Annotated in this window: 17 protein-coding genes and 1 CRISPR repeat array; of the genes, 9 read left to right on the top strand and 8 right to left on the bottom strand. The window is 45.3% G+C overall.

What is annotated here, in order from left to right; genetic code table 11:
- Nucleotides 1-590 precede the first annotated feature (590 nt).
- Complete coding sequence (locus QT984_RS04170; RefSeq protein ID WP_333053712.1) at nucleotides 591-1,238, top strand: IS607 family transposase; 648 nt, start codon at nucleotides 591-593, stop codon at nucleotides 1,236-1,238.
- A 122-nt stretch (nucleotides 1,239-1,360) separates the two neighbouring features.
- Nucleotides 1,361-1,576 (top strand): hypothetical protein, encoded by a 216-nt coding sequence (locus tag QT984_RS04165; protein WP_333053711.1) that lies wholly within the window; start codon nucleotides 1,361-1,363, stop codon nucleotides 1,574-1,576.
- A gap of 249 nt (nucleotides 1,577-1,825) precedes the next feature.
- Here the strand turns inward: QT984_RS04165 and QT984_RS04160 are convergent, their stop codons facing one another.
- The 4 genes from QT984_RS04160 to QT984_RS04145 form a co-directional block, all read right to left on the bottom strand.
- On the bottom strand, nucleotides 1,826-2,119 hold the full coding sequence (locus QT984_RS04160; RefSeq protein WP_333231758.1) for a hypothetical protein: 294 nt from the start codon (nucleotides 2,117-2,119) through the stop codon (nucleotides 1,826-1,828).
- A 91-nt stretch (nucleotides 2,120-2,210) separates the two neighbouring features.
- Nucleotides 2,211-2,462, bottom strand: coding sequence for a hypothetical protein (locus tag QT984_RS04155; protein ID WP_333053709.1), 252 nt, complete (start codon nucleotides 2,460-2,462; stop codon nucleotides 2,211-2,213).
- Between the two features lie 242 nt (nucleotides 2,463-2,704).
- Nucleotides 2,705-3,742, bottom strand: a complete 1,038-nt coding sequence (gene pdhA, locus QT984_RS04150; protein ID WP_333053708.1) for a pyruvate dehydrogenase (acetyl-transferring) E1 component subunit alpha — start codon at nucleotides 3,740-3,742, stop codon at nucleotides 2,705-2,707.
- A gap of 84 nt (nucleotides 3,743-3,826) precedes the next feature.
- Nucleotides 3,827-5,014: an RNA-guided endonuclease TnpB family protein gene (locus QT984_RS04145; protein ID WP_333053707.1), complete on the bottom strand. Its 1,188-nt coding sequence runs from the start codon at nucleotides 5,012-5,014 to the stop codon at nucleotides 3,827-3,829.
- A 507-nt stretch (nucleotides 5,015-5,521) separates the two neighbouring features.
- Between QT984_RS04145 and QT984_RS04140 the strand changes: the two genes are divergently transcribed.
- The 5 genes from QT984_RS04140 (at nucleotide 5,522) to QT984_RS04120 (ending at nucleotide 15,959) form a co-directional block, all read left to right on the top strand.
- The gene (locus QT984_RS04140) at nucleotides 5,522-7,840 is read left to right on the top strand and encodes an IMS domain-containing protein (protein ID WP_333208181.1); all 2,319 of its coding nucleotides are present in this window, start codon (nucleotides 5,522-5,524) and stop codon (nucleotides 7,838-7,840) included.
- Between the two features lie 419 nt (nucleotides 7,841-8,259).
- The gene (locus QT984_RS04135) at nucleotides 8,260-9,486 is read left to right on the top strand and encodes a glycosyltransferase family 4 protein (protein ID WP_333373292.1); all 1,227 of its coding nucleotides are present in this window, start codon (nucleotides 8,260-8,262) and stop codon (nucleotides 9,484-9,486) included.
- 86 nt (nucleotides 9,487-9,572) lie between these two features.
- A CRISPR array of direct repeats spans nucleotides 9,573-11,600; the repeat unit is 37 nt; unit sequence GTTTCAATCCCTGATAGGGTTTTAGGTTTTTTCCGGC.
- Between the two features lie 1,191 nt (nucleotides 11,601-12,791).
- Nucleotides 12,792-13,550 carry a dienelactone hydrolase family protein gene (locus tag QT984_RS04130; RefSeq protein WP_333312626.1) on the top strand — a complete coding sequence of 253 codons (759 nt, stop codon included), beginning with the start codon at nucleotides 12,792-12,794 and terminating at the stop codon, nucleotides 13,548-13,550.
- A gap of 83 nt (nucleotides 13,551-13,633) precedes the next feature.
- Nucleotides 13,634-14,878 carry a transposase gene (locus QT984_RS04125; protein WP_333053702.1) on the top strand — a complete coding sequence of 415 codons (1,245 nt, stop codon included), beginning with the start codon at nucleotides 13,634-13,636 and terminating at the stop codon, nucleotides 14,876-14,878.
- A 181-nt stretch (nucleotides 14,879-15,059) separates the two neighbouring features.
- A complete protein-coding gene (locus QT984_RS04120; protein WP_333053701.1) occupies nucleotides 15,060-15,959 on the top strand; it encodes a S1 RNA-binding domain-containing protein in 900 nt (299 codons plus the stop codon).
- A gap of 349 nt (nucleotides 15,960-16,308) precedes the next feature.
- Here QT984_RS04120 and QT984_RS04115 read toward each other — a convergent pair whose 3' ends face one another.
- Together QT984_RS04115 and QT984_RS04110 are read right to left on the bottom strand one after the other, a co-directional pair.
- Nucleotides 16,309-18,540 (bottom strand): polysaccharide biosynthesis tyrosine autokinase, encoded by a 2,232-nt coding sequence (locus QT984_RS04115; protein WP_333373289.1) that lies wholly within the window; start codon nucleotides 18,538-18,540, stop codon nucleotides 16,309-16,311.
- Nucleotides 18,541-18,561: 21 nt separating this feature from the next.
- On the bottom strand, nucleotides 18,562-19,992 hold the full coding sequence (locus tag QT984_RS04110; RefSeq protein WP_333053699.1) for an SLBB domain-containing protein: 1,431 nt from the start codon (nucleotides 19,990-19,992) through the stop codon (nucleotides 18,562-18,564).
- Nucleotides 19,993-20,025: 33 nt separating this feature from the next.
- Between QT984_RS04110 and QT984_RS04105 the strand changes: the two genes are divergently transcribed.
- Nucleotides 20,026-21,381, top strand: a complete 1,356-nt coding sequence (locus QT984_RS04105) for an O-antigen ligase family protein (RefSeq protein ID WP_333053698.1) — start codon at nucleotides 20,026-20,028, stop codon at nucleotides 21,379-21,381.
- 120 nt (nucleotides 21,382-21,501) lie between these two features.
- On the opposite strand, the gene QT984_RS04100 is transcribed toward QT984_RS04105, so the two are convergent.
- Both QT984_RS04100 and purD read right to left on the bottom strand, forming a co-directional pair.
- Nucleotides 21,502-23,667, bottom strand: a complete 2,166-nt coding sequence (locus QT984_RS04100; protein ID WP_333053697.1) for an ATP-binding protein — start codon at nucleotides 23,665-23,667, stop codon at nucleotides 21,502-21,504.
- Nucleotides 23,668-23,837: 170 nt separating this feature from the next.
- Complete coding sequence (gene purD, locus QT984_RS04095) at nucleotides 23,838-25,118, bottom strand: phosphoribosylamine--glycine ligase (RefSeq protein WP_333208178.1); 1,281 nt, start codon at nucleotides 25,116-25,118, stop codon at nucleotides 23,838-23,840.
- A 338-nt stretch (nucleotides 25,119-25,456) separates the two neighbouring features.
- On the opposite strand from purD, the gene QT984_RS04090 reads away from it, so the two are divergent.
- The gene (locus QT984_RS04090; RefSeq protein ID WP_333231766.1) at nucleotides 25,457-26,719 is read left to right on the top strand and encodes a 5-(carboxyamino)imidazole ribonucleotide synthase; all 1,263 of its coding nucleotides are present in this window, start codon (nucleotides 25,457-25,459) and stop codon (nucleotides 26,717-26,719) included.
- Nucleotides 26,720-26,738: the final 19 nt, after the last annotated feature.

Raw genomic sequence — 26,738 nt, 5'->3', positions numbered from 1 at the left:
TTCCTTCTGACTCTTTCCTCCTGCCTCCTGCTCCGCAGCAAGAGAGCCTCAAAACTCCAATTTCTAGCTTAGCTGCTTTCATTGAGATGCTCCCGGTTTTACTGTGTTTATTTCGCGCCTACTTCTCGGAAATTTATCCTTCTCTCAATCAAGGAATAGCAGATCAAAGAAATACAGCATATTCCATGTATATGTAGTACACACAAGAAGAGAGACGCGAGTAAGGTGCAGATACACCCGTCAATCTACAATCTTTATCAAATATGAACCAGATCCGCACCCTACCGATTAACACCACATAAGGAATGAGAATTAAATAACTACCACTCTTGAAAGTGGGATGGGCTCTTATAGCCCGTCCTTTTTGGACGGGCTATAAGAGCCCATCCCACAATAACAATTAAAATTGTAAGTTATTTAATTCCCGATCCTAAGCCTCGTTACTCGTTTAAATGCTCCACAGCTTAGGGGATGTCGCTCACCCGATGCGACCATCCTTATGATTAGGGGTTACTATCGCATTTGAGCAAGACTTAAGTGTCAAATAATTTGCTAAACTTGTCCATAGTTAATCGCCGAGAGAAAGTTCTATGTGGAAAGTGGCAGAATTCGCAAAATTAGTGGGAGTCTCAAGCTCTACGTTACGGCGCTGGGAAAAGGAAGGCAAGTTAATCCCTGAGAGGACACTGGGTAACCAGCGTGTTTATTCAGAAAGTCACCTAAATATAGTCCGGAACCTCAAAACCGGTAAAACGCCACCCCATCGGGTGATCGTATATTGTCGCGTCTCGTCCACTGGACAAAAACAAGACTTACTTCGTCAGACACAAGCTATGGAACAATTCTGCTTGGCGCAAGGAGTTGCTATCACAGACTCCATTCAGGAGATTGGGGGTGGACTTAATTTCAAACGTCCCAAATTTCTGCAAATCTTACAATGGGCGATGCTGGGCGATGTTAGGGTGTTGTACGTGGCCCATAAAGATCGCCTGTGCCGATTTGGTTTTGAACTTGTCGAGCAAATTCTAGAGTGGAATGGCGGGACAATTATCGTCGCCAACGCCGAAAGCCTTTCACCGCATGAAGAATTGACTCAAGACTTGCTTTCGATAATCCACTGTTTTTCTTCCCGCCTCTACGGACTGCGGAAATACAAAGCTAAAGTTAAGAATATTGTAGAGGGTATAGATCCTTGTTCGGATTCCTCTATAGTGAATCAAGTAAGCAGCTCCAAGTAAGTTTAACTATATTTGGCGTCAAACTATCGCTAAAATTGAATAACAATGAAGCAACCTTGGTGGCCAAACACCTAGGATTTTGGCACGTAGTATTTAATTGTGGATTAAGCCGGAGAACCCAAATGTATAGCAATGGGAAGCTTTCTGACTCCAAGGTACTCAACGAAGTCAAAAAAATTCTCACCAACCACGTCAAGAAACAGCCTAAATTCGTTTGGATGAACCAGTTGTATAGTCGAGTTTATCAAAATGCTTTGATTGACTTGAAAGATGCGTTTAGTCGATATCGTTCGGGAAAAGCAGGTTATCCAAAATTCGCTAAGCTGTGGAGCATTTAAACCATTAACGATCCAGGTAAGGTGCGCCATTCGCGAACACTTACTATACATGGGAAACGCTTATTGACCAAGAATTTCTTGATGGTACAAGCCCCCGGATTTATCCGTGGAATCAATCCAAAATCTAAAATCTCAAATCCTTGCGTCCCCCGAATTTATCTCGCGCAAGTCAATCCAAAATCTAAAATCTAAAATCTAAAATCGAATGACGCTGGGCCCCCTACTATCCTCCTTTAAAGGTCGAACAGCTTAGCCTCCGGGGAGGTATTTAAGTTGGATATAGTAGTGAACTCTCAATACAAACCTTTCGGGATTTTCGGGATTGGGAATTAGACGCGGATTTTTGCAATCTACTAGCAAATCGAAAGTGTCTAACACAGTGTGACCGATGAATACGATATCGCCTAAAACCATTACCGCATCAATCGTTTCGCGCCCTTGCATTTCAATGATAATCGGCCCAGTAAAACCCACTGTTTCTTGTCGGCTATCAGCATATTTTGCTATTTCCTGACCACCAATTTCAAAGGTGGTAGCCGCCACGTGATTTATCCGTGGAATCAATCCAAAATCGAAAATCGAAAATCCTCAATAAAGAGCATTTATCTGTGGGGTCGCCTCTAAAATCTAAAATCTAAAATCTAAAATCTAAAATCGATTGACTCCTAATTCTTAAACCCAGGTGTTCGCGGACTTCTACAGGAATAGCTGTGCGTACCGTACCAGTATCTATGAGTGCTTCTGCTTCGTACACACGCAACAGATTTGGATTGAGCAATCCTCTTTGGACTACCTCTGCATCAATGGCATTCGTTAGCTTGACTTTGACTCGAACTGCACCCATATTTTTGCGGGATTGAGTTTGAGCGCGATCGAGATTTATCATATCGCCTCTTTTCGTCTAGAAAGTCTACCTTTGATTCTAGCCCTAATTGATGGTTGTAAGGTTCGCAATGCACACCCTACAAGTAGAGTTTGTACGTAAGTCTTACAGCGTATTTCTGGTTTAGGAAGTGCAGTAGGGACAAAGGCTTTCGCCGTATCCCTACGGGCTTCTATCACTCTTGTGGGGAGTAGGGGTTGGGCCTAAGAGCCCGCCCTAAACATACAAGTTAAATGCACAACAGCTTACTCATCTTCTGCATAGATAAACCGATACAATTCGCTAGGATCTGGTTCAGCGCTTTTCTCAGCAAAATCCACTGCATCGTCAATTACTGCTTGAATCTTACGATCGATCTCTTTCAATTCTTCAGCCGTTGCCAAAGTTCGATCGATCAACTCAGCAGCCAACTTCTTAATCGGATCGCGGGGGAACCAATATTCCTTCTCTTCCTTAGAACGCAACTCATCAGGATCGGCCAAAGAATGCCCGCGAAAGCGATAAGTCAAAGCCTCGATCAAAGTCGGTCCCTCGCCGGCCCGCGCCCGCGCCACAGCTTCCTTCGCCACTTCCCGCACCGCCAAAACATCCATCCCGTCAACCTCAAAACCAGCCATGCCAAAAGCATGAGCCTTCTTGTAAATTAGCGGGTCAGAAGTAGCTCGCTCGTGGGCCATCCCGATCGCCCATTTGTTGTTTTCCACAACATAAATAATCGGCAACTTCCACAAAGCCGCCATATTCAAACACTCAAAAAACTGCCCGTTATTTGCAGCACCATCGCCAAAAAAACAAGCAGTCACGCCATCGGAACTCTCATCCCCCAAAGCTTCGCGCCGGTACTTCGATTGAAAAGCCGCACCCGTAGCTACAGGAATTCCCTCAGCCACAAAAGCATAACCTCCCAACAGTCGGTGTTCTGCCGAAAACATGTGCATCGAACCGCCGCGGCCCTTCGAGCAACCCGTTTCCTTCCCGAACAACTCCGCCATTACCTCCCGCGCCGGCACGCCCGCGCTCAAAGCGTGAACGTGATCGCGGTAGGTGCTGCTAACGTAATCAGTGTCATCCCGGCGCATCGATCGAATCACGCCAGTAGACACAGCTTCCTGACCGTTGTACAAGTGGACAAAACCAAACATTTTGCCCCGGTAGTACATCTCAGCACACTTGTCCTCAAAGTAGCGCCCCAAGACCATATCCTCGTAGAGCATTAAGCCCTCATCCCGAGAAATGGTTACGCTTTGCGCGTCAAAAACTGGTAAAGTCCGTTCCTGAACCATAAATAATTAATACCCGACGATCGGCTTCCTAGACATGTGAACTACCCAGCGCTGACATAAAGGTACAGCGTGAGCTTCTGACTTCTACGGGGATTGCGTCAACTTGGACTTGCGTCCCAGTCTCGGACTCACATCCCCTCCATCAGCAGCAGTCCTGGTTCCCAAGACCGATAGCATTCTGATTCCTTCTGCTCTGATATTGGTTGCAGCGTTGCCATCTCTATCGTGATGAGTACCACAACTAGGGCAAGTCCATACCCTAACACCTAATGGCATTTCATTCACCTGATAGTGACAATTTGAGCAGAGTTTCGAGCTAGGGAACCATCGGTCAATCTCTACTAACACTTTACCTTCGCGGTCAAGTTTGTAATGCAAGAAATTGACAAACATTCCCCAACCTACATCAGAAATTGCTTGAGCTAGTTTGTGATTACGAACCATGCCCTTAACGTGAAGGTTTTCGACTACGATGACTTGGTTATCGTCAACAAGCTTTCTTGACAGCTTATGCAAGTAGTCTTGGCGGACATTGCTAATTCGTTCGTGAACCCTAGCCACCAGTTTCGTGGCTTTATTTCTAGACTTGCTTCCTTTCTCCTTTCTGGCTAATTTTTGCTGCTTTCTTTTCAGGTTGCGTTCATGTTTTGCTAAATGCTTGGGATTAGGGTACTTGGATGTCTTGATGCCATCATTAACAACAGCAAAATCTTTCAATCCCAAGTCAACTCCGGCAACTTTTCCATCGGTGCAAGCAACTGGTTTATCTCCTTCGAGTTTTGTCAGCACAGAGGCATAGTATTTCCCCGAAGGAGTAACACTGACTGTTACAGTTTTGATGGTTCCTTCAATCGGTCGATGTAACTTGGCTTTGACAAGGCCGACACGACCGGGAAACTTGAGGGAGCCGTCAACCAGTTTGACTGATTGCGGGTACTGGATTGACTGCCTATTTTTCTTGGATTTGAATCTAGGGTATTTTGGCCTAGACTCAAAAAAGTTCTTGTAAGCAGTTACCAGGTTAAGCGTAGTAGCTTGCAGAACCTGAGAGTAACACTCAGACAACCATTGTGTTTCTTCTTGTTTTTTAAGGTTTGGCAGGAGTTTGTTTAACGCAACTTGGGTCAAGCCTTTACCCGTGGCTTTGTAGGTTTCAATACACATATTTAGTGCGTAATTCCACCACCAGCGGGAACAGCCAAAGTGTTGAGCTAGTATCCCCTGCTGTTGGGTTGTCGGATATAGCCTAACTTTGACGGCTTGATGCTGCATTGTTTTCACATCCCTTTAGAATTATATATATTTCTGATAAAATTATTCCCTCTAGCTTGCAAATTTTACGCCTGATTGACCAGATAAAATTTGCTTGGGGGAGTCCATGTATCCCAACGCTGACCCAACGGGTACAGGGTGGGACTTAGAGCTGCCCCAAACCCCCTCAAAAGTTAAAATGAGTTTGGCCCTCGGGGCGGATTGCCGGGACTCGGAGAACAAACTCCCATCTAAACCCCATGCACACGAATGATATAATTCCATTACTCTCAAACCCGAAAATGCTCAAGAGTCAAACCACTCATTTAGCTGACGGGCAATGGGCCTTGGCATTTTCCTCACTGTAAAACGCCCTAGAGGGAAAAAAATCAGAGTATCTCTACGGCAAGTCCAACATACCGTGAAGGGGGCGGTTGGAAGCCAACACCAGAATTTTTGATTTGGTTTGCGGGAGTATGTCACTTAAGATAGGCTAATTCAGTTGCTAGCGCTTTGGGGAAGTGGACAGTGTTAATTCCACTAGATTACTACCGGATTTTGGGTCTACCGATTCAAGCTACTGCCGAACAGTTGCAGCAGGCTCACCGCGATCGAACTTTACAGCTTCCGCGCCGGGAGTATTCCGAAGTTGCGATCGTCGCCCGCAAACAACTGCTCGATGAAGCCTGCGCCGTTCTGTCAGACTCAGAGGGGCGCAAAGCTTACGATGCCAGTTTTTTAGCCAAAACTTACGATCGAGAGTCGGAAGCGGCACAGGAAGCCAAGCACCAGAGGTCAAAAACCTCAGCAGGCCCGGCCACCTTCCTGCAAGACGCAGGAGAAACCGTTCCGGCAGAGTCCAAGGCTTTAGAGGCTGCTCCCGACCCCCACACTCCAAGTATTGAAATCGATGACAACCAATTCGTAGGAGCCCTGCTCATACTGCAAGAACTGGGAGAATACGAACTCGTACAGAAGCTGGGTCGCCCGTATCTTAACAATGGCAGCATCGCGATCGCAGAAGGTCGTTTCGGCGACCCGCAGCTCGTGAGGCCAGATATAGTTTTAACCGTCAGCCTTGCCTGTCTAGAACTCGGCCGCGAACAGTGGCAGCAAGGTCAGTACGAAAATGCCGCAAAATCATTAGAAGCAGGTCAAGAATTGCTGCTGCGCGAAAGCCTATTTGCAAGCGTGAGGGGTGAAATGCAAGCCGACATATACAAACTCCGTCCGTACAACATTTTAGAGCTATTATCACTTCCCGAAGAAAAAGTCGCTGAGCGTCGCAAGGGACTGGAAATCCTGCGAGAAATGCTTCAAGAACGAGGCGGTATCGACGGTTCGGGAGACGATCGATCGGGTTTAGGAATAGAAGACTTCCTCCGGTTCGTGCAGCAAATGCGTAAACACCTAACCAGCAGCGAGCAGCAGGCGCTATTTGAAGCCGAAGCCGGCCGCCCCTCCGCAGTCGCCACTTACCTCTCGGTCTACACCTTGTTAGCCCAAGGATTTGCCGCCAGACAGCCATCGATGATCCGTCGGGCCAAGCTGATGCTGATGCAACTGGGTCGCCGCCAAGACGTTCACCTGGAAAAAGCCGTCTGTTCCCTGCTGCTGGGCCAGACAGAAGAAGCCAGCAGAGCCCTGGAACTGAGTTCGGAAAAAGAACCCCTGGCCTTCATTCGCGAACATTCCCAAGATTCACCCGACTTGTTGCCCGGACTGTGCTTGTACGCCGAACACTGGCTACAAGAAGAAGTGTTTCCCCACTTCCGCGACTTGGCCAACGAGTCAGTGTCCTTGAAAGATTACTTTGCTGACCCGAAAGTACAAGCTTACCTAGAAGCTTTGCCACAGGACGCAGAAACCGCCAACGAATGGGTCGTGGTGCAGCCCCGCTCCGGCAAGCTTCCAGGGCGACTGCAACCGACAGCAGGCCGATCGCCCGCTGCCATACCCACACCGGCACCCACAGCCAAGCAGGGAGCCAGTACGGTCACGTTGACCCCCGTACCGGGCGCGGATTCCACCGCAGCCTCTGGCGCGAAATCCCCGGCAACGGTGGCCGCGCCTAGCGCTGTTGCCCCCGTCTCTCTCCCGATAGCTACAGTGCCACACCCTGCAGAATCGACTTCCAAACATCGCAGACGCCAACATTCAGGGCGCAGCGGAGCAAGTGGCAAGGGGCTAAAGGGCGATTTTGTCGATCGAGCGCGCACCAAGGCAACAGAAATTACCGCCCAAGTCAAGTCCATGCCTCCAAACAAGCTGGCTTTGCTTCTAGTGGCAGGTGTCCTGAGCCTGTTATTCCTGTGGTTAATACTCAGTCTGTTGGCTAGCGCGATGCAAGCCCTATCGGGCCCCCTCCAAGGAGAGCAAGCCCTCGTTCGCCTGGAAGAACCGCCCATAGAAATCCCTGCCTTGGCCCCAACCCCAGAACCGAGCGCCACAGGCGCAGTATCGGGAGCAATCACTGAGGAATCAGCCGGACAAATAGTTCAAAGCTGGCTATCGGCGAAAGCAGCGGCTTTGGGCCCCAATCACGCTGTCGAAGAATTAAAGCAAGTTCTCACAGAACCGGCTTTGTCTCGCTGGCAATTAATGGCAGAAGCTCAACAGCGTAACAACGCGCACCAGCGTTATGTACACAAGCTGCAAGTTAATGGAGTTACCACAAATCCGACTAATCCCGATCGCGCCCAAGTAGATGCCCAAGTCGCGGAAAAAGCCGAAGTGTTCGATCGTTCTCAACTCGTTTCTTCCCGCAATGAAAACCTGCGGGTGCGCTACGACTTGATCCGCCAAGAGGGACAGTGGCGGATTATGGATTGGCAAGTGATTAAGTAAGGAATTGGTAATTAGTAATTGAGCAGAAGGAGTCAGAAGTCAGAAGTCATATTATGTCGAGTAGATTACGCCTAATAAGGTAGGGGCGGGTTCACGAAAAATATCTGCCAATAATTGACAATCTCAAAAACCCGCCCTTTTAATCGCTCGATATCCATCCGATATGATATCAGAAGAAAGAAGACTGGATTAAGCATACCTATGCCTGAAGTCAGGGGTAACTGTCACGGAAAGAATTTTTTGGTGTCCACGATTAAAATCGCGGGATTTAAAGCTCGATTCTCCATCCTGTCCCACAGAAACTGTTCTGGATTCTGGCTCCTGAATTATTCGTAATTGGTAATTTATGCTGGCTAATTACTAATTACCAATTTCTGATTATTAGGTGAATTTTTAATTCCAAAAGCGGGAGTTTTGAATTGCAGATTATTGTTGAAGGCTGGCGTTTTATTTATCATTCCTATTGCGTAGCCAATCAATTTCAACTGCTGGAAATGCACGCGCGGCGCAGCTATCCCGTAGGGAATCGCCCGCGAGGACAAATTGAGCTTTTTCACCGCGATATGCCCTACATTGACCCAGCTTGGGAGACGAAAATTAGTTTATTCGATCGCCCAAATGAAACTTTACTCCGCAGCATTAAGAGCCCTGCGGTAAATCAGTCAGCGGATGTTACCCTGCGAATATACTGCCCGTGGGACTTCTCGGCATCCAGCAGCGCTCAAACTTGGGTATTTGCAGCTACAGAATGGGGGATTATTACGAGTTCAGTATTACAGGGGATGGGTGTTAAGTCGATCGCCGAAACTGCGGTTAACTCAGAAACGAAAATTATTACACCTTCAGCTTGGTCAAAAGCTGGCTTAATTCGCAGCGGTGTTGAGGCCGATCGCATTGCCGTCGTACCTTTGGGAGTCGATCCTAAGATTTATTATCCTGCTGCGGGCGATCGGCGTCAATCGCTGCGCGAAAGTTTCGGCTGGTCAAACTATTTTATATTTTTAAACATCGGAGGACAAACGGATCGCAAAGGTATTCGCCCTTTATTAAAAGCCTTCGCTGCGGTAGTTGACAAATACCCCCATGCGAGATTAGTTTTAAAAGGTTCTGAACTGCTTTATCCGTCGAGAGATGAGATTGCTGAAGCCAGCCGAGTTATGCTCAACGATGCCGAAAGAGCGAGGGTTTTACCGAGATTAATTTATACTGGTAGCCAGCTATCTTTTGCTCAAATAGCTGAGTTTTACCAAGCAGCCGATGCTTATGTTTCTCCCTATTTGGCAGAAGGTTTTAATCTGCCGGTGTTGGAAGCTGCTGCTTGTGGTTTGCCGGTTATTTGCACGGCGGGCGGCGCTACAGATGATTTTACGCGATCGGACTTTGCACTGCGGATTGAAAGTAAATTTATGAGTGTGGTAAGTGACGGGGAAACGTTATTTATCTTAGCTCCAGAGGGGGAACATTTGATTGATTTGATGTGCAGGGCGATCGAACAGCCTGGAATCGCTGCGAAGGCCAGGATTGCGGGCCCGGCTTTTGTGGCTGAAAATTTTACTTGGAGGCGTGTAGTCGATCGATTGCTTGAGGTTATGGGAGGAGATAAAAAGAGAGAGGAGAGGTCTATTTTTGAGCCAATAATTTTGTAGTTTGGGCGTTTCAAGCCCTAGATGGGGAAATAGGTTTTTTCCGGCGTATCTTTTACTGTCGTGTCAAGATGATTAATCAAAATTCCGTTTCAATCCCTGATAGGGTTTTAGGTTTTTTCCGGCTTTACCTAACGAACCTTATGGTGGAGGTGTTTGGTTTCAATCCCTGATAGGGTTTTAGGTTTTTTCCGGCCCGAACAGATGGCTGAATACTACGAAGTGCCGACAGAGTTTCAATCCCTGATAGGGTTTTAGGTTTTTTCCGGCAGGTTGCTGCGAGTTTCTTGATTGAATTGCAATTGTTTCAATCCCTGATAGGGTTTTAGGTTTTTTCCGGCTTCCCTTGCTAATAATCGATCGAAGGTAATTGCGCGTTTCAATCCCTGATAGGGTTTTAGGTTTTTTCCGGCGATTGTGGCATAGTTAGAATCAAATGAGCAAAGGGTTTCAATCCCTGATAGGGTTTTAGGTTTTTTCCGGCCCGGATCGGTTACAGCAGTGAAGCCCAAATCTGTGTTTCAATCCCTGATAGGGTTTTAGGTTTTTTCCGGCTTGAGTTTGATTTGTGGCCTGATGACGCGCCGGCTGTTTCAATCCCTGATAGGGTTTTAGGTTTTTTCCGGCCCAATCCGATCGACCGCTCCAACAGCAGATCATATTTGTTTCAATCCCTGATAGGGTTTTAGGTTTTTTCCGGCTCATTGGTTGGTGGGTGGGAAATAAAGAGCGGCTGTGTTTCAATCCCTGATAGGGTTTTAGGTTTTTTCCGGCCTTGGTCTGTGGCAGGAGTAATGCTGAGAGCTCGCAGTGTTTCAATCCCTGATAGGGTTTTAGGTTTTTTCCGGCTCAACAAAATTCTTGATACCTTCATCCTTAATTGTCTCGTTTCAATCCCTGATAGGGTTTTAGGTTTTTTCCGGCCAGATGCTCGTTACGGGCCTGATGCGCCAAATGGTTTCAATCCCTGATAGGGTTTTAGGTTTTTTCCGGCAAGAAGATTTCAGCTTGCTGCCTAATGAAATCGCCACTGTTAGTTTCAATCCCTGATAGGGTTTTAGGTTTTTTCCGGCGCACAGTTTGAGCTACCAAATCCTGCGGGAAGCACTCGTTTCAATCCCTGATAGGGTTTTAGGTTTTTTCCGGCATTATTATTGGCATTTGGTTTTAAGGTATATATTCGATGTTTCAATCCCTGATAGGGTTTTAGGTTTTTTCCGGCGCCACCTTACCTGGAAAGTATTACTGAGTTGGTGAGTTTCAATCCCTGATAGGGTTTTAGGTTTTTTCCGGCGGAAGTATGAAGACATAGCAAGCGCTTTAGGATATACTCGTTTCAATCCCTGATAGGGTTTTAGGTTTTTTCCGGCTTTAAGCAGTTGTCGGAATTCTTGGATCTCCTTAGTTTCAATCCCTGATAGGGTTTTAGGTTTTTTCCGGCGGGTAATCCTTATAAAACCGGGCTATTTGCTCTTGGTTTCAATCCCTGATAGGGTTTTAGGTTTTTTCCGGCGCACTGAAACCCGTCAAGTCGGTCATTTTCTGCCAGGTTTCAATCCCTGATAGGGTTTTAGGTTTTTTCCGGCTATGAGCTCGAATATCGTTCAAGTGCAGCAAAACTCAGGAATTACTTTCGTTTCAATCCCTGATAGGGTTTTAGGTTTTTTCCGGCGGAATGGGAGCTAAAGGAGCTTGATTTGGGATGAAGTTTCAATCCCTGATAGGGTTTTAGGTTTTTTCCGGCAAAATGGAATTATTTACTACAACAATTGGACTCATCCCGGTTTCAATCCCTGATAGGGTTTTAGGTTTTTTCCGGCTCGTACTTGATAGCTATGAACCATTTGTCGGCAGTACGTTTCAATCCCTGATAGGGTTTTAGGTTTTTTCCGGCTCTGACCTTGAGAAACAACGGCTAGAGTTTCAATTGGTTTCAATCCCTGATAGGGTTTTAGGTTTTTTCCGGCGACGAATCGGACAGCCCTGTCAAGTCGGCGACAGCTTGGTTTCAATCCCTGATAGGGTTTTAGGTTTTTTCCGGCTCTACAACTGGTACATCAGCATATTCTTGGTCAATATTGTTTCAATCCCTGATAGGGTTTTAGGTTTTTTCCGGCCGCCCGTTCCAGAAGCCAGGGTGTATTTGGTTTTCAAGGTGCAGTTCCGTGAATCTAAAACAAAAGTACCATTCCAGCCTTCGGGTTGTCAATACCAAAAATTTCATATTCACTCCAAAACCTTATCCTGTAAAGCTTACAGATTTTCCGTGAATGTTTTTTTCAGACGAGGGGCATCAAACTCTTGCTGCACATGAGTTTGAGCCGAAAAATTTGATGCCCCTATTTTAACACCTACCGGTTCACGGAAACTAGGCAAAAAATATTGTGCGATCGACTGGCACTAGCCCACCAATGCGTTCAATCTTACCCTGACAGCAAGCGCACAGCGGAAAAAACCAAATACTGTCTTCCTTGGGTTAGATGACTTTGTTCGGCATGGCGATCGTAACTTAGATTTGAGTCCTAGCCTCCATCCATCTCCTCAACTGGTTGGATGACCTTGTTCGGCGTGGCGATCGTAACTTAGACTTGAGTCCTAGCCGGAATCAATCTCCTCAACTGGTTGGATGACTTTGTTCGGCATGGCGATCGTAACTTAGACTTTTTGGGCTGCGAAATAGGCTTCGCCCCGAGTAAATGACTTTGTTCGGCGGGGCGATCGTAACTTAGACTTGAGTCCTAGCCGAAATCAATCTCCTCAACTGGTTGCATGACTTTGTTCGGCATGGCGATCGTAACTTAGACTTGAGTCCTAGCCTCCATCCATCTCCTCAACTGGTTGGATGACCTTGTTCGGCGTGGCGATCGTAACTTAGACTTGAGTCCTAGCCGGAATCAATCTCCTCAAACTATTCCGCCAACCAGAAAGCAAAGCGATTAAAAAACAACTCCGATCTATCAAAAAAAATTAGCTCATATTCAACAGCTAACGGCTTAGACACTTATCTCTAAAATCTCACGAAAAAGCCATATAAAAACTGCCAAGTCGTAGACTTATCAAAATCTAGGCTTTAGAAAATCACAGACCAAAACTTATATTTTACCGAAATTGAATCTCCAATTAATTCCTATGAGTGATTTGCCCCAACTTGTTCAGCCAAACCTAAACCTTCAACAATAAGCGAATTTTTACCTGCCATATTTGCGGTTTTACGCTTCGCGGTTCCGAAAAATATTATTGGTAAATTGCATACAAAATCCCCAAATTAACTTAAAATTAGTAGAGTGGCATTTACCTTAAAATTACTTATGACAAAAGCCGAAATTAGCACCGAAAACATCACAGTTCCTAACGGGGATTTACAAATAGCTGCATACCTAGCCCAGCCAGCCTCCCCAGGGCAATTTCCCGCAGTTATCGTGATTCAAGAAATCTTTGGCGTCAACTCGCACATCCGCGAAGTTACTGAAAGAATAGCAAAAGAAGGATATGTGGCGATCGCCCCAGCCATCTACCAGCGTCAAGCCCCCGGCTTTGAAACCGGCTACACACCCGAAGCCATCCAAATCGGCAGAGAATACAAAGAAAAAACCACCGCTTCCGAACTTCTCGGCGATATCCAAGCCACCATCGATTACCTCAAAACTCTACCCTCTGTCAAACCAGAAAGTTTTGGCTGCATCGGTTTCTGCTTTGGAGGGCACGTCGCCTACCTTGCCGCTACTTTGCCCGAAATCAAGGCTACAGCGTCGTTCTACGGCGCCGGTATCGCCACCCAAACCCCCGGCGGCGGCACCCCCACGATCGCCCGCACAGCAGACATTAAAGGCACTCTCTACGCCTTTTTTGGCACTCAAGACCCCAGCATTCCCTTAGAACAAGTTGACCAAATCGCCGCCGAATTGCAAAAACACAGTATTTCTCACCAAATTTTCCGCTACAATGCCGATCACGGCTTCTTCTGCGACCACCGCGGCAGTTACGACGCTACGGCAGCAGCCGATTCGTGGAGGCAGGTGAAGCAGCTATTTCATCAGAAAATATGGGTGGAAACCCCGTCCTTCTAGGACGGCTTTGCCTTTTTACCGCAATTTAACCAGAAAGTTGAGAGGTTTCGCTGTAGAATAGAATATGCAGCGAGACCAATAGGATGTACCTGACTCAAAAGAACCAAATCCGCAATCTAAACAAGTCTGAGTTTTTGGCACTGCGAGAGTTGTGTCGTCTTAGCAAAAATCTCTACAATGTAGGGCTTTACACTGTTCGACAATACTACTTTCAGGAGCGCAAACACTTGCGTTACGAATCTGCCTACCATCTGTGCAAAGAAAACGAGAACTATCGTTTGCTAAACACGGATATTGCTCAACAGACTTTGAAAGTAGTAGACAGAACGTTTCACAGTTTCTATGCCTTGATTAGCGCTGTTAAATCTGGCCGCTATCAACCGAAGGTGAGATTGCCTCACTACTTACCCAAAGATGGCTACTTTGTATTGATAATTCCTCGGATCGTGGTTAAGGACGGACGGTTTAATGTACCGATGTCAAATGCTTTCAAGAAGCTGTTTGGAGCGGTATCTATTCCATTCCCTGAGAGACTTAATCCTGAAGCTATCAAAGAAGTTCGGATACATTCTAAGTACAATGCTCGATTCTTTGAAGTCGAGTTTGTTTCCCAGGTTGAACCAGAACCTGTTGAAACAGTCGTTGATAGCGCTATTTCCATTGATTTGGGATTGGACAATTTGGCTACTTGCGTTGACACCAATGGGGCATCCTTTATTGTGGATGGTCGTAAACTTAAATCTATTAACCAGTGGTTCAACAAAGAAAATGCCAGATTGCAATCTATCAAAGATAGACAAAAGATTGAGCGGATAACTGAGCGTCAAGCTAGATTGCTTGTCAATCGAAACAATCAAGTTAGGGACTATCTCAGCAAAACGGCAAGGCTGATTATTGACCATTGCATTGCCCAGAAAATTGAGCGCGTGATTGTCGGGTTCAATTTGGGCCAGAAGCAGGAAATCAATATTAGCAGTCGCAACAATCAGAACTTTGTCCAAATTCCTTTTCATACTTTGAGAGGTAAGCTGAAATCGCTTTGTGAGCGTTACGGCTTGCTCTACCTTGAACAGGAAGAATCGTATACAAGCAAAGCTAGCGCTTTGGATGGTGACGATTTGCCTGTCTACAATGCCGGCAAACCAGCAACTTACCAATTTTCTGGCAAGCGTGTTAAGCGCGGATTGTATCGGACTTGGGAAGGACATTTGATTAACGCTGATTGTAATGGTGCTGCAAATATTGGCAGAAAAAGTAAGCAGAATGGTTTTACCGGACTGTCTAGAGGCTGTTTGGCACAGCCATTACGAATCAAGATCCACGCTTGATTGCGGTTCTTAAGAATCCCCTCGCCTTCAGGCAGGGGAGTGTCAACAGCAACTTCAACCAGCTTAGAGAGTGGGAGATGGGGAGATGGGGAGATGGTCCGATAGTCCGATGGTCCGGGTGGGAAAATTTTTCTACTGACAACAGACAACTAAATTACTGACAACTGACAACTAAACTGACATGAATTCCAAATCTACAGGTTCTCAAAGCGCAAAACCATCCTTTTCAATGGATGATTTTGCTAAAGCCCTCGAACAGCACAATTACGAATTCCAGAAGGGACAAGTAGTGCGCGGCAAAGTGTTCGAGTACGACTCAAACGGCGCGTATGTTGATATCGGCGGCAAGTCTTCGGCTTTTTTGCCGATCGAAGAGGCTGCTTTGAGAACAGTAACGGATTTGTCGGAAGTGGTTCCGCTGGACGAGGAACGGGACTTTTTGATTATCCGCGAACAAGATGCCGATGGCCAAGTTACCTTGTCTCTGCGGCAGTTACAAATTCAGCAAGCTTGGGAAGATTTAGTGGAATTGCAGGAAACCGGTAAAGTTCTTCAGGTGCGGGTTTCTGGCGCAAATAAGGGCGGCGTGACTGTAGATGTTCAGGGAATGCGCGGCTTTATTCCCCGATCGCACTTAGTCGATCGCGATAACCTAGAATCGCTGATCGGTCAATCTTTGAGCGTTAATTTCTTGGAGGTCGATCGCGAACGGGAAAAACTCGTACTTTCCCAGCGGATGGCCACTCAATCGAATGCTTTCAAGGACTTGCAAATTGGTCAGTTGGTGGAAGGAAAAGTCAGCAGCATCAAGCCTTTTGGCGTGTTTGTGGACTTGGAAGGAGTTAGCGGTTTGCTGCACATCAAGCAAGTCAGCCAAAAATATATTGATAACCTTGGCAAGGTGTTTGCTCCCGGTCAACCCCTGAAAGCGATCGTGCTTGACCTCGATGAAAGTCGTGGCCGAATTTCACTTTCTACCCGGGTACTAGAAAATTACCCAGGGGAAATGGTGGATAAGATGGCGGATGTTATGGAGACTGCAGAAGAGCGATCGGAACGTGCTAGAAAGACTCTTTCTTAAGTCTTGATCTAATTACCACCCCGACTTTTAAGAAGTCGGGGTGGTAAGAGTGCGATCGTTTTACGTTTAATTAAGTTGATTTACTTATTTTGCATTTTACATCGACTTCTTATACCAGTTTCCCAAAAGAATCCCACTATAGCAATCGTCGCATCATTTAGGAATTTCTTACTCCCTCCCCTTACCAAGGGGAGGGTTGGGGTGGGGTAAAAAATTTACGACTCCTGCAAGGATTGCTATATAGGCTAACTCCAAACCCCTATCCAGTAAGTTAATACCTCTCGCCCATCAAAAATCCCAAATAGTCTTACGTCTTCCTTTCCCTATCTAACTCCATTTTTAGCGTTCGTTATTTAACCCCATTAGCTACTACTCCCAAGACTTTAAAATCTGCTACATTTAGTTGATCTAAAGCTTTATTTACCATCCCGCGATCGGTTTTTTCTATTTTTACTATCAGCACTGTACCATCAGTTTGAGACGCTAGTAAATGGCCGTCTGCTAAACCAATTAAAGGTGGCGTATCGTAAATCACTAAATCAAATAACGCTAGAAATTGTTCCATTAAATAGTGCATCTTTCTCGAAGAAAGTAATGTAATTGGGTCTGAGGGAATAGTACCAGCAGTCAGGACAAAAAGATTGTCATCGTCGGGTAATCGCTGAATAGCCTCATTTAAGCTTAAATCAGAACTTAAAACATTACTTAAACCTTTCATATTTGATAAGCCAAGATATGTGTGCAGTTGAGGCACACGCATATTAGCATCCACTAATAATACTCGTTTACCAACAGCAGAAGCAGTTTTAGCTAAATAAAGTGCTACAGTGGACTTACCCTCACCTTTAATGGTCGAAGTGATGGTTAAAGAACTTATTGGGTGTTCAGCATTTAATAATTGAATATTTGTGTATAAGTAGTGAAATGCCTCGACTACAGGAAAATCTTTGTAATTTGAAACTATTATTCGTTTTAAGCTTGCACTGTTAGTATTTGAACTTACGCTAGTGAATTTAGCTGGAACACGTTCACCTCGACCAGATTTAATTTTCATCGCTTTGGCGATCGGAATGACTCCCAAAATAGGGCGTTTAGTTGCTGATTTAATTTCTTCGGGAGTATGGAAAACAGTATTTAAAACTTCTACTAGGAAACCTATAGCAATGCCTAGTAAAGTGCTAATAACGATCGCAATGGCTAGGTGGCGACGGGTTGGTTTTTCTGTTACTGGGTAAAAATCACCATTTTCGTTTGTGATTAACTGTGGTTTAGATATAATTTGCCAAGAGCCATCAATTTGACCAGCATCTAGTTGTAAAGTTTTTTGTTTTTCGAGGAAGAGTTTGAGATTATCTTTAGCTAGTTCTAGTTTTAATTGTATGTCATCATAGCGAAGTTGAGCTTGAGGCATTTGAGTGATTTTTGCTTGCAGTGAATTTTGGCTATTAGTTATCAATCGCTCGCGAGCTTCCAACTGTTTTAGTTGTGATTGCATCTGCAAGAGGACAATATCAGCTTCTTTTTTGATTAAATCACGCAAACTTTGCTGCTTTTCCCGCAAAGATTGAATGGGAAGGCTATTTTCATAAAATTGAGTAGAGCTTAAAGCTAATTGCGACTCTATTTCATTTACTTTGCTAATTAAATTTTCATAGGATTTGGGGCTAATATCAACAATCCAACGATTATCGCCCGTTAACGCTCTTTTTTTGTAGCTTTCATATTGAAGCCTACTTTCTGCCAGTTGTGCTTGCACTTCTAGGCGACGATTAGTTAAATTATCGAGCTGATCTGATAGGCTGCGGCTGCGTACTTCGGGTTGATTAAAGTTATACTGAAGCCTTAACATTTGTAATTCTTGTTGCAATTTATCGACTCTCTGCTGGAGTGGGGGCAGTTGTCGATCTATAAAATCAATACTTTGTTTGCTAACTTTCAAACGCTCTTTATCCATATATTCTAGGTAATATTTTGCAGTTTCATCCAGCACATATTGGATGCGCTTTGGATCTCGATCGCGATAGCTAATATCTATGAGTTTAGTACCACCCTGCTTCCCATCTCGCAAGAAAGTAATACGTTGGATAGTCAAGCGGCTACTGAGACTTTTATAGTCAAATTTTGGATATTTTGTTTGCAATTTATTGACTAATGGTAGTAACACTTCTGGGCTTTTTAAAACCCGCGCTAAACTTTGATAATCCACCGAGGAACCGTCTTCCGCTGATGATTTAATTTTGTTCAAGTCTGTGATGCCTAAACTGTTATTTTGAGCTTGAACCAATAGTTTTGATAGCCGATCGTCAGCCGTAATCGGTTCTGCTAAAACTGTGAATTTTCCTTCATACTCAGTAATAGAGTTTTTGGCAGCCCTGAGCACGAAACTACCGCTTAAAGTAGCTATGCTGGCAGCTACTATGCCCATCACCAGAAGGCGACGTTTGATGACAGCTAGTACCCAATTCATATCAAGAACTTGGTCATCCTCTGCTGGGGTACTAGCTAGGTAATTAGCGGAGGGAGCAGACAAATATTGACCATTAAGGTCATTTTTGATGGAAGACAACAGTTTTTTATCCATAGCAAGAATCTTATTTAATTCCTAATTTCCGAATAGTCTGAGTAGCTCTATCAGTCGGGTGGGAACGAGAATTCCACCAATAATATTACTAGCTGGTGAGAAAACAGTATTAATGTTGTCTACGAATATAGCAGTCCTCGATCGTGCCACTATAATTATGTCATTATCTTGAATCAGTGGGTTGCTTTGAGCGTCGATTCCTTGATTAAAGTTAATTGATACTTGCGATCGAGATATCGTGCCATTAGGATTTAGCCTGATCAGTTCCACATATCTAGAGTTAGCGCGATTTGGTCGAAAACCTCCCGCACTCATAATTGCTTGATTTAAGGTAGTATTAGGAGGTAATTTGAGTCCACCCGGAGCATTGACTTCTCCGATAACACTTACTTGCAAAGTCGCCGGAGCAAAGCTAGCAGTAGCTAGAACAGAAACTTCTCCGGGGTCGATCGCCGTCGCTGTCGGGACAAAGATGATATCCCCTTCTTGTAGTATAGTATCTTGAGAGGTATCTTGTTCTTGCAAATATTGCCAGAGGTTAATAGTTCTAATTTGTTGTTGGCCACTTCTAGTATAACGTTGGAGTTGGATTTGCCGAATATCAGCGATTGATGTTATGCCACCAGCTAGTTGTAGAGATCGAATGATGGTCGGTTGTCCGCTGGTTCTTTCACCATTTCGGGTATCACCACCAATGGCTACATATCTACCCGGACGCTTCACCTCTCCGAATACTGAGACAGTACGGGGTTGATCTGCTGGTATAGAAAAATTAGATTCACTAAGTTGATTTGTTTCTGCTAAATTAATGGTTTCTTGAGGGGGAACCAAGATTTGATCTCCATCTCGCAACGTGATATCTTGGCTGCTCTGACCAGTTTGTAAATAATCCCACAGATTATAAGTGATAGTTATTTCTTTGTTAGCCGTAAGCCGACGCCGCACAATTACTCGTCGAATATCAGCGCTAGCTCGAATACCCCCAGCTTTTTCTAAAGCTTGAGGAAGCGTGGGAAACTGAATCGATGGTCTAGTTCCACCTCCATTAGCTAGGGGTAATAAGTAAGAGCCCGGACGACTTATTTCACCCGATAACCAAATATTAAGCGGGCGGGCAGCTTGTAAGCTGATTGTAACTAAAGGTCTTTTTACGACCTTACCATAAGCTCTAGTGATAACTTGGGCTGCCTGTTCTAAAGTTAATCCTTGAAGGGAAACACTACCAATAATGGGGATTTGAATAGCTCCCCCAGCGGGAATTTGATACTCCCCACTAAGCTGAGGCAGATCGTAGATATCAATTTTAATATTGTCTCCACCACCTAGATAGTAATCAGTATTAATACTTGTTGCGGGGGCTGGCGACTGAGCGAGGTTGGTTTGAGGGTAGGAGAGAGTGAGTACCAGCGCCAGCAGTGGCAGTTGTAAAGCACGGAGAGTAAGCCATTTCATAGGTAGTAACAAATTTATGATAGAGGTAAAGCCATGAAAGATATTTTAAGAATGCCGATGTTTGCGTTGATGCTATTGTGTTTAACGCTTATCGTGTTTGTGACTATTTATATTTTAGCTGCACGCCATCCGAAATTGAGTGGCACATTAGAAAAGATTTTTGTGGGCATACTTTTTTTTACCATCACTGGTGGTTCGGGGATCACGGCAATGCCCTTTACCAAACTCCATCCTAACGTTTTCTACAACTTAGAAACTACACCCCCAACGATGATTGCTCAAATTGCCATTTATGGGGGCATGATATTAATGCTATTTCCCCGCTTAACTAAAACTACCCAAAAAACAGTTTCTATGTGCATTAAATGGATAGCAGGAGACATTTTTTTAGGTTTGTTTTTGTTGATTATGACTTTATCGGGCTTGTGGTCACAAACTCCTGAAATTACTTTTAGGGCTATTTTTGCTATTTGGGTAGTAACACTGGCTTCTATTTATGTAGGGAAAGTGTATAGTTGGTTAGAAATTTATGGATTATTGAGATGGCTAACTGGTTTATTAGCTTTATGGTCACTTGTGAAAACAAATGCAGCGCCAGACGGTTGTTGGACAGGAGTTTTAGGTCATAAAAACCCTTTTTCTTTTCAAATGGCTAATACAGCTTCTTTATGGCTTTTATATGCTTTTAAGGATCGTAAGTATCGATATTTATCATTATTTATAACTTTAATAGCTTTAGTAGGATTGCAAAAAGGTTGTAGTGGTGCTAGTCGGATTTTGACAGTGGTATTAATCAGTTTGTGGAGTTATTTAGCCCTCTTAAAAAAATTACCTGTAAAATGGGCTTTTCTCTGCTTTATCTTATTTTTGGTCGGTAGTATAGGTATAAGTATTTTGGTATTAAATAATTTAGAGGCTATTATTGTGGATGGTTTGAAAAAAGATATGACTTTAACAGGTAGAACCGATTTTTGGCCTTTAATTATTGATCGAATTAATCAAAACAATCCCATATTTGGTTATGGAATACAAGGATTTTGGCAGTGGTGGCGTCGCTCGGAAAATCCCGCTTACGGAATTGTAGTAGCTAAAACTGGTTTTGTGCCACCCCACTCTCACAATGGTTTTATTGATATACTTTGCGAACTGGGTTGGGCCGGACTCTTGTTGTTTATTGGGTCATTTTTGAATAATATATTTAGAGGTATAAAGTACCTAGTTAAAGGACCTTTTCCAGAGTCAGGTTTGCCTTTGTATTTATTAACATTTATGCTAATGACCAATTTGACAGAGGGGGGACTATTGGGGGTTGGTACTTATTGGTGTTGGTATGTAGTTTTATCGGTAAAATTGAGCTTAGATAGGACAGCTAAGGATAATCCACCCTGATGATGTCAGCGTTTGGTCAGGCCTATTAGGAGAATCTTTACAAAGAATAGGCATATCCCCCACTTCTTAAAGAAGTCGGGGCTTTAACACCGATCGCGTTTTACGTTTAATTAAGTGGGCTCACTTAATATGACTCGCAATTGTTTCACTCTCCACCGTTGCTTCCACGGGCCAAGAATTTTCCATCTCTACTGTTTGTTGCGGCTGATAAACTGCCAAGTCGAACCAGAAAGTCGTACCCACATTAACTTCGCTAACTAAATTAATTTTAGTGTGGTGCTTGTCAATAATGTTTCTGACAATAGAAAGACCTAATCCCGTTCCTTCTAAAGTGTGTACTCGGTTTTCTACCCGGAAAAAGCGATCGAATATTGCTTGTTGGTCTTCAGGATCTATGCCAATCCCAGTATCAGAAATTTCGATCCGCACTACCGGAAAATGTTTAGCATCCGGTGACAAGTTTTGGTTGACGGATTGACCGTCTTTGTAGGTGGGCGTCTCCGACTCTAGCAAATACGCTCGAATTGCCACCTTGCCGCCGGACTCAGTAAATTTTAAGGCATTTCCTACTAAATTTGCAAATACTTGCAGCAGCAAATCGTAATGACCTAAAGCAGGCGGCAAATACGGGTCAACTTCTTGCTCTAATTCAATGCCTTTATCCTTAGCATTTAACTGATAAGTCCGCAGGGTTTGTTCCACAGCTTGCGGTAGGTCAACAGCTTCCAAGTGATAAACTCGACAGGATTCCAGTCGCGACAAGTCTAACACGTCGTTTACTAAACGAGTTAGTCGATCGGTTTCTCGATTGGCAATTTCTAGGAATTCCCGGCGCTCGCTTTCTAGAAGGTCTTCTCCGTACTCGTGCAGAGTCTCGATAAAAGATTTGATATTAAATAAAGGCGTTCTCAATTCGTGAGAAACATTGCTGATAAAATTGCTTTTAGCCTCATTTAGTTCTACTTCCCGAGTAATGTCCTGCACTGTCATTGCAATGCCTTTGAGACTTTCTCGGTAATTTCCGGAACCTTGATGCTTGGAGGTTTGCTCGTAGAAAGTACACTCTACAGCTACCGGGCGTTGTGGTTCGGTACAGGTATTTTGCTCGTGGCGGATGCAGCTTCTGCACAGCGGTTCGGCACCGGGCGCTTTGTGCAGAATGACTGTAGTTAAAACAATGCGAATTGTACGGTTAACTGGTTCGCTCATGGAGATGCGAAATTCGCCGCCGTCGCGATCGCCCGCAGCTATTTCCTGCAAAGGTCTAGCCAACTCCTGCTGCACTTCCGAAGGCAAAATGTTGAGAACATTTACTCCAAGCGCATTTTTGCCTTCCCATCCAAAAATCCGCATCCCTGTCGGATTAACTAAAATCACCTGCAAATTTGCGTCTAATAAAAGCGCGCCATCAGCAATCGTTGATACCAAAGTTTCTAACTTAGCTTTTTCCGCTGTCAGTTCTTCAATATTTTGTTCTTCATAACTTTCGAGTTTCTGGGCCATTTCATTAAAACTGCCAATTAACTCGCCCAATTCTCCGCCTAAAGGCAGGTCAACTCGCTGCTTAAAATTCCCGCTGGCAATGTTTTTGACCCCGAAGACTAATTGTTTTATCGGCTGAGTAATTGTCAGGGCATTAAATACAGCCCCCAAAATGACCATCACCCAAATAGTCACAAATACTGCTAAAGTGACATCCCTAGTCAGATTTGAAGATATAACTGCTGCGGGATTTGGGTTAATGCCGATCGCCAAAACTCCCAAATATTTGTCTTCATGAATTAACGGCACAAATACATCGGTAACTTCTCCATCGGGGGTCAAATGCTGCCGCACCAAAGGCAAAGAAGTTAAATTTCTCGCCTCAATATCGGCGAGAAAATTATCGGGAAGTTTGATCTGGCGGCGCAGTGTCAGGGAAGTCTCCACCTCGGATTCCGAAAAGGGTATCCCCAGAAAAATATCTCCCGCTTCGTCTGCGTAAAGCATATAGCGGACGCTGGAGGTGCTGCTGTAAAATTGGCGGGAAAAGCGGGCGACTTCGGAGCGATCGTTGTTGGCAATCAGCGGCGCCACATTTGCTGCCAACAGCAAGCCGAGGTCGCGGCCGTAACGAGTATCGTTAAGTCGGGCGTCTTGCTGGATAGTATTCACGGCCCAGAATGTCAGGCCACTCATAATTAACGACACTACGAGGGTAGCAGCGGCCATCAGGCGGGTCTGGAGGGTAAAATCCGACCACCAGCGGGCAATAATTTCTCCGATTTTGTTTAGTATGGCCAGCATTTCACCAGTTCACCCGTTCAATATTAAAAGCAAGATAAATTCAGTTGGCTTCAGATAAAATTTTCTGATGCGACTTGTCCGCTACCGCCACCGCAGAGATACCAAACTTCATTGTTACATTTCTACATTGAGATTGCTTGGCTTTCGGATGGCGGTCGATGTCGCAATTCCTAATTTTTATCGCCCAGAGCTCGGCGACCGATGTCCCGACGGCAGTAGACGCCTTCAAATTGGATGCAATCAACTGCTGCATAAGCTGTGGAGATAGCTTGTTCCAAAGTTTCTCCCGCTGCGGTGACGCCCAAAACCCGGCCGCCGTCGCTCACCAACTGCTGGTGCTTCAACTGGGTGCCGGCGTGAAAGACTTCTGCTCCTTTGGCTTCAGCTTCCTCGATACCTGTAATAACTTTGCCTTTTTGATAACTTCCAGGATAGCCCCCAGAAGCCAAAACTACGCAAACAGAGGCCCCCGACTTCCAGCGAATAGAAGATTCACCGAGACGCTGCTGACAGCAGGCGAGCACCAAATCTTCTAAAGGCGTTTCCAGCAGTGACAAAACCGCTTGAGTTTCGGGATCTCCGAAACGGCAGTTGAATTCTAAGACTTTGGGTTCTCCGTCGGGGGTAATCATTAAACCTGCGTAGAGTACACCCCGGTAGTCGATTTTGCGTTTTTGCAGTGCGGAGAGGGTGGGTTCGAGAATTTCTTCTTGAATCCTTTCCATGAGTTCCGGGGTGACAATGGGCGCTGGGGCGTAGGCTCCCATACCGCCGGTGTTGGCTCCCTGGTCGCCTTCGCCGATAGCTTTGTGGTCTTGGGCCGGCAGCAACGGTTCCACTGTGATGCCGTCGGTGAGGGCGAGAATCGAGACTTCTTGACCGGTTAAGAATTCTTCGACGACGACTCGGATGTTGTCGGTGCCGAATTCGCCTCGGAAAATGGTGTTGATGGCGCTGTGAGCCATTTTGACGGTGGTGGCAACGGTGACTCCTTTGCCTGATGCGAGTCCGTCTGCTTTAATGACTATTGGGGTTCCTTGTTCCAGAACGTATGCTTTGGCTGCTTCTGCGTCTGTAAATACGGCAGCTTTGGGTGTGGGGATGCCTGCTTCGAGCATCAGTTCTTTGGCCCAGGATTTGCTGGATTCAATTTGGGCGCCGGCTTTGGTGGGGCCGAAAATCATCATTTTTCGCTGTTGGAAATAGTCGGCGATGCCTAGCGATAGGGGCAATTCGGGGCCGACGATGACTAATCCGATGTTGTTGACCATCGCAAAGCGTTCGATGCCTTGGAAGTCGTCGATGTTGAGCGACAGATTTTGACAGCCTGGGGTGGTAGCTGTGCCGCCGTTCCCAGGCACGCAGAATACTTGTTTAATCCGCGTAGATTCTAGCAGTTTTTTTGCGATCGCGTGTTCGCGACCTCCGTTTCCCACAACTAAAACTTTCACAGTATCCTCACCTATAAATTGTGTTCCCTGAATGTCTGATTTTCAGTGTTGGCATCTGTCTATCTGCTTTTTGCAGTGCTGTCAATTATGCCATGCTTGGCGCTAGGGAATTGCTAGATGTGGCACTTTTCTGGAGGAGTGGGGTTCGACGGCTGTTTCTCAATGGCTGGGAGCGTGCAATAATTAAAGACTTTAGCTGCCCAATTTTTCTAGGTTCTGCCTCGATTTAATCCTGCAATTAAAACTATTTTCTGGCTTTTAACTCTGCAATTACTGTAATTCATCCGGCGACAAATAGCGATAAGATAGGCAGGTTGACTCTGCGGAATTTTACTCACATGAAATCAAATCAAACCGCTGCGAGTTCGTCTGCCAAATTTAAGCGGGTGGGCGTTGTCGGCGGCGGCCAGCTAGCTGGAATGATGGGGGATGCTGCTAGGGCGCTAGGTATTGAATTGGTAGTGCAAACTCCCCATGCTACTGACCCGGCCGTTTCTGTTGCTGCTGGTGCTGTTTTGGCTGCTGTTGATGATGTTTTGGCTACGGCTCAATTGGCGGCTGGATGCGATGTTATTACTTTTGAAAATGAGTTTGTAAATTTAGATGGTTTGCTGCCACTAGAACAGCAAGGTGTGTTATTTCAGCCGAGTTTGTCGTCGCTTTCTCCTTTGTTGGATAAGTACGTTCAGCGCTGTTATTTACAAGGTTTGGGTTTGCCAACTCCGAGGTTTTGGGAATGGGATTGCAGCGCGGATTTGCCCCCGGAATTGTTTGATTCGGTGGCGATCGACTTTCCGGCAATTTCTGTTTCCGACAGCGTGCAGATTGCAGGAGACTCGGATGCTGGATCGATCGACTTTCCCTTTGTCGTCAAAGTTCGCCGCCACGGTTATGACGGCCAAGGTACTTTTATTGTTAATGATCGGGGGAGTTTTGAGTCAATTCGTGCTACACTCCAAGGTCAGTCTTTGCTAGTGGAAGAGTTTGTGCCGTTCGATCGCGAGTTGGCTGTGATTGCAGCTCGATCGGCAAATGGGGAAATTGCGACTTATCCGATCGTGGAAACTCAGCAGCAAAATCAGGTTTGTCATCTGGTGATTGCGCCCGCTGATATTAGTTTAGAGGTGAAAAATGAAGCTTGTGCGATCGCCCGCACTCTCCTCAACAGTTTGCAAGCTGTCGGCGTATTCGGCATTGAATTATTTTTAACCGCCGACAATAAGCTGTTAGTCAATGAAATTGCACCCCGCACTCACAACTCGGGACATTTTACGATCGATGCTTGCGAAACTTCCCAATTTGAACAGCATTTGCGCGCAGTTTGTCAACTGCCTTTAGGTAATTCGGCTCTGAAATGTGCAGGCGCTGTGATGGTAAATTTGCTAGGCTACGAGTCTGCCCAGTCCGATTATTTAGCAAAAAGACAACAACTGGCACAAATTAGTGGTGCTTTTGTCCATTGGTATGGTAAGGAAGTATCGCGTCCGGGCCGCAAACTCGGTCACGTTACAGTTGTGCTCGACGCGGACTTGGTGGCTCAGGGGCGATCGCAAGCACTGGCGATCGCTCAAACCGTAGAATCCATCTGGTATGCAAGTTAAATTGCTCGAAGCTTGCCAA

The organism is Microcoleus sp. Z1_B2, from assembly GCF_036700325.1.
Lineage (GTDB): Bacteria > Cyanobacteriota > Cyanobacteriia > Cyanobacteriales > Microcoleaceae > Microcoleus.
The sequence above is the reverse complement of the archived record's forward strand: the minus strand, read 5'-3'. Positions and strand labels throughout refer to the sequence as shown.

Coding starts and splice junctions, on each gene's coding strand:
- QT984_RS04170 (WP_333053712.1), top strand. CDS start 591: ATGTGGAAAGTGGCAGAATTCGCAAAATTAGTGGGAGTCTCAAGCTCT.
- QT984_RS04165 (WP_333053711.1), top strand. CDS start 1,361: ATGTATAGCAATGGGAAGCTTTCTGACTCCAAGGTACTCAACGAAGTC.
- QT984_RS04155 (WP_333053709.1), bottom strand. CDS start 2,462: ATGATAAATCTCGATCGCGCTCAAACTCAATCCCGCAAAAATATGGGT.
- pdhA (WP_333053708.1), bottom strand. CDS start 3,742: ATGGTTCAGGAACGGACTTTACCAGTTTTTGACGCGCAAAGCGTAACC.
- QT984_RS04145 (WP_333053707.1), bottom strand. CDS start 5,014: ATGCAGCATCAAGCCGTCAAAGTTAGGCTATATCCGACAACCCAACAG.
- QT984_RS04130 (WP_333312626.1), top strand. CDS start 12,792: ATGACAAAAGCCGAAATTAGCACCGAAAACATCACAGTTCCTAACGGG.
- QT984_RS04125 (WP_333053702.1), top strand. CDS start 13,634: ATGTACCTGACTCAAAAGAACCAAATCCGCAATCTAAACAAGTCTGAG.
- QT984_RS04120 (WP_333053701.1), top strand. CDS start 15,060: ATGAATTCCAAATCTACAGGTTCTCAAAGCGCAAAACCATCCTTTTCA.
- QT984_RS04115 (WP_333373289.1), bottom strand. CDS start 18,540: ATGGATAAAAAACTGTTGTCTTCCATCAAAAATGACCTTAATGGTCAA.
- QT984_RS04110 (WP_333053699.1), bottom strand. CDS start 19,992: ATGAAATGGCTTACTCTCCGTGCTTTACAACTGCCACTGCTGGCGCTG.
- QT984_RS04105 (WP_333053698.1), top strand. CDS start 20,026: ATGAAAGATATTTTAAGAATGCCGATGTTTGCGTTGATGCTATTGTGT.
- QT984_RS04100 (WP_333053697.1), bottom strand. CDS start 23,667: ATGCTGGCCATACTAAACAAAATCGGAGAAATTATTGCCCGCTGGTGG.
- QT984_RS04090 (WP_333231766.1), top strand. CDS start 25,457: ATGAAATCAAATCAAACCGCTGCGAGTTCGTCTGCCAAATTTAAGCGG.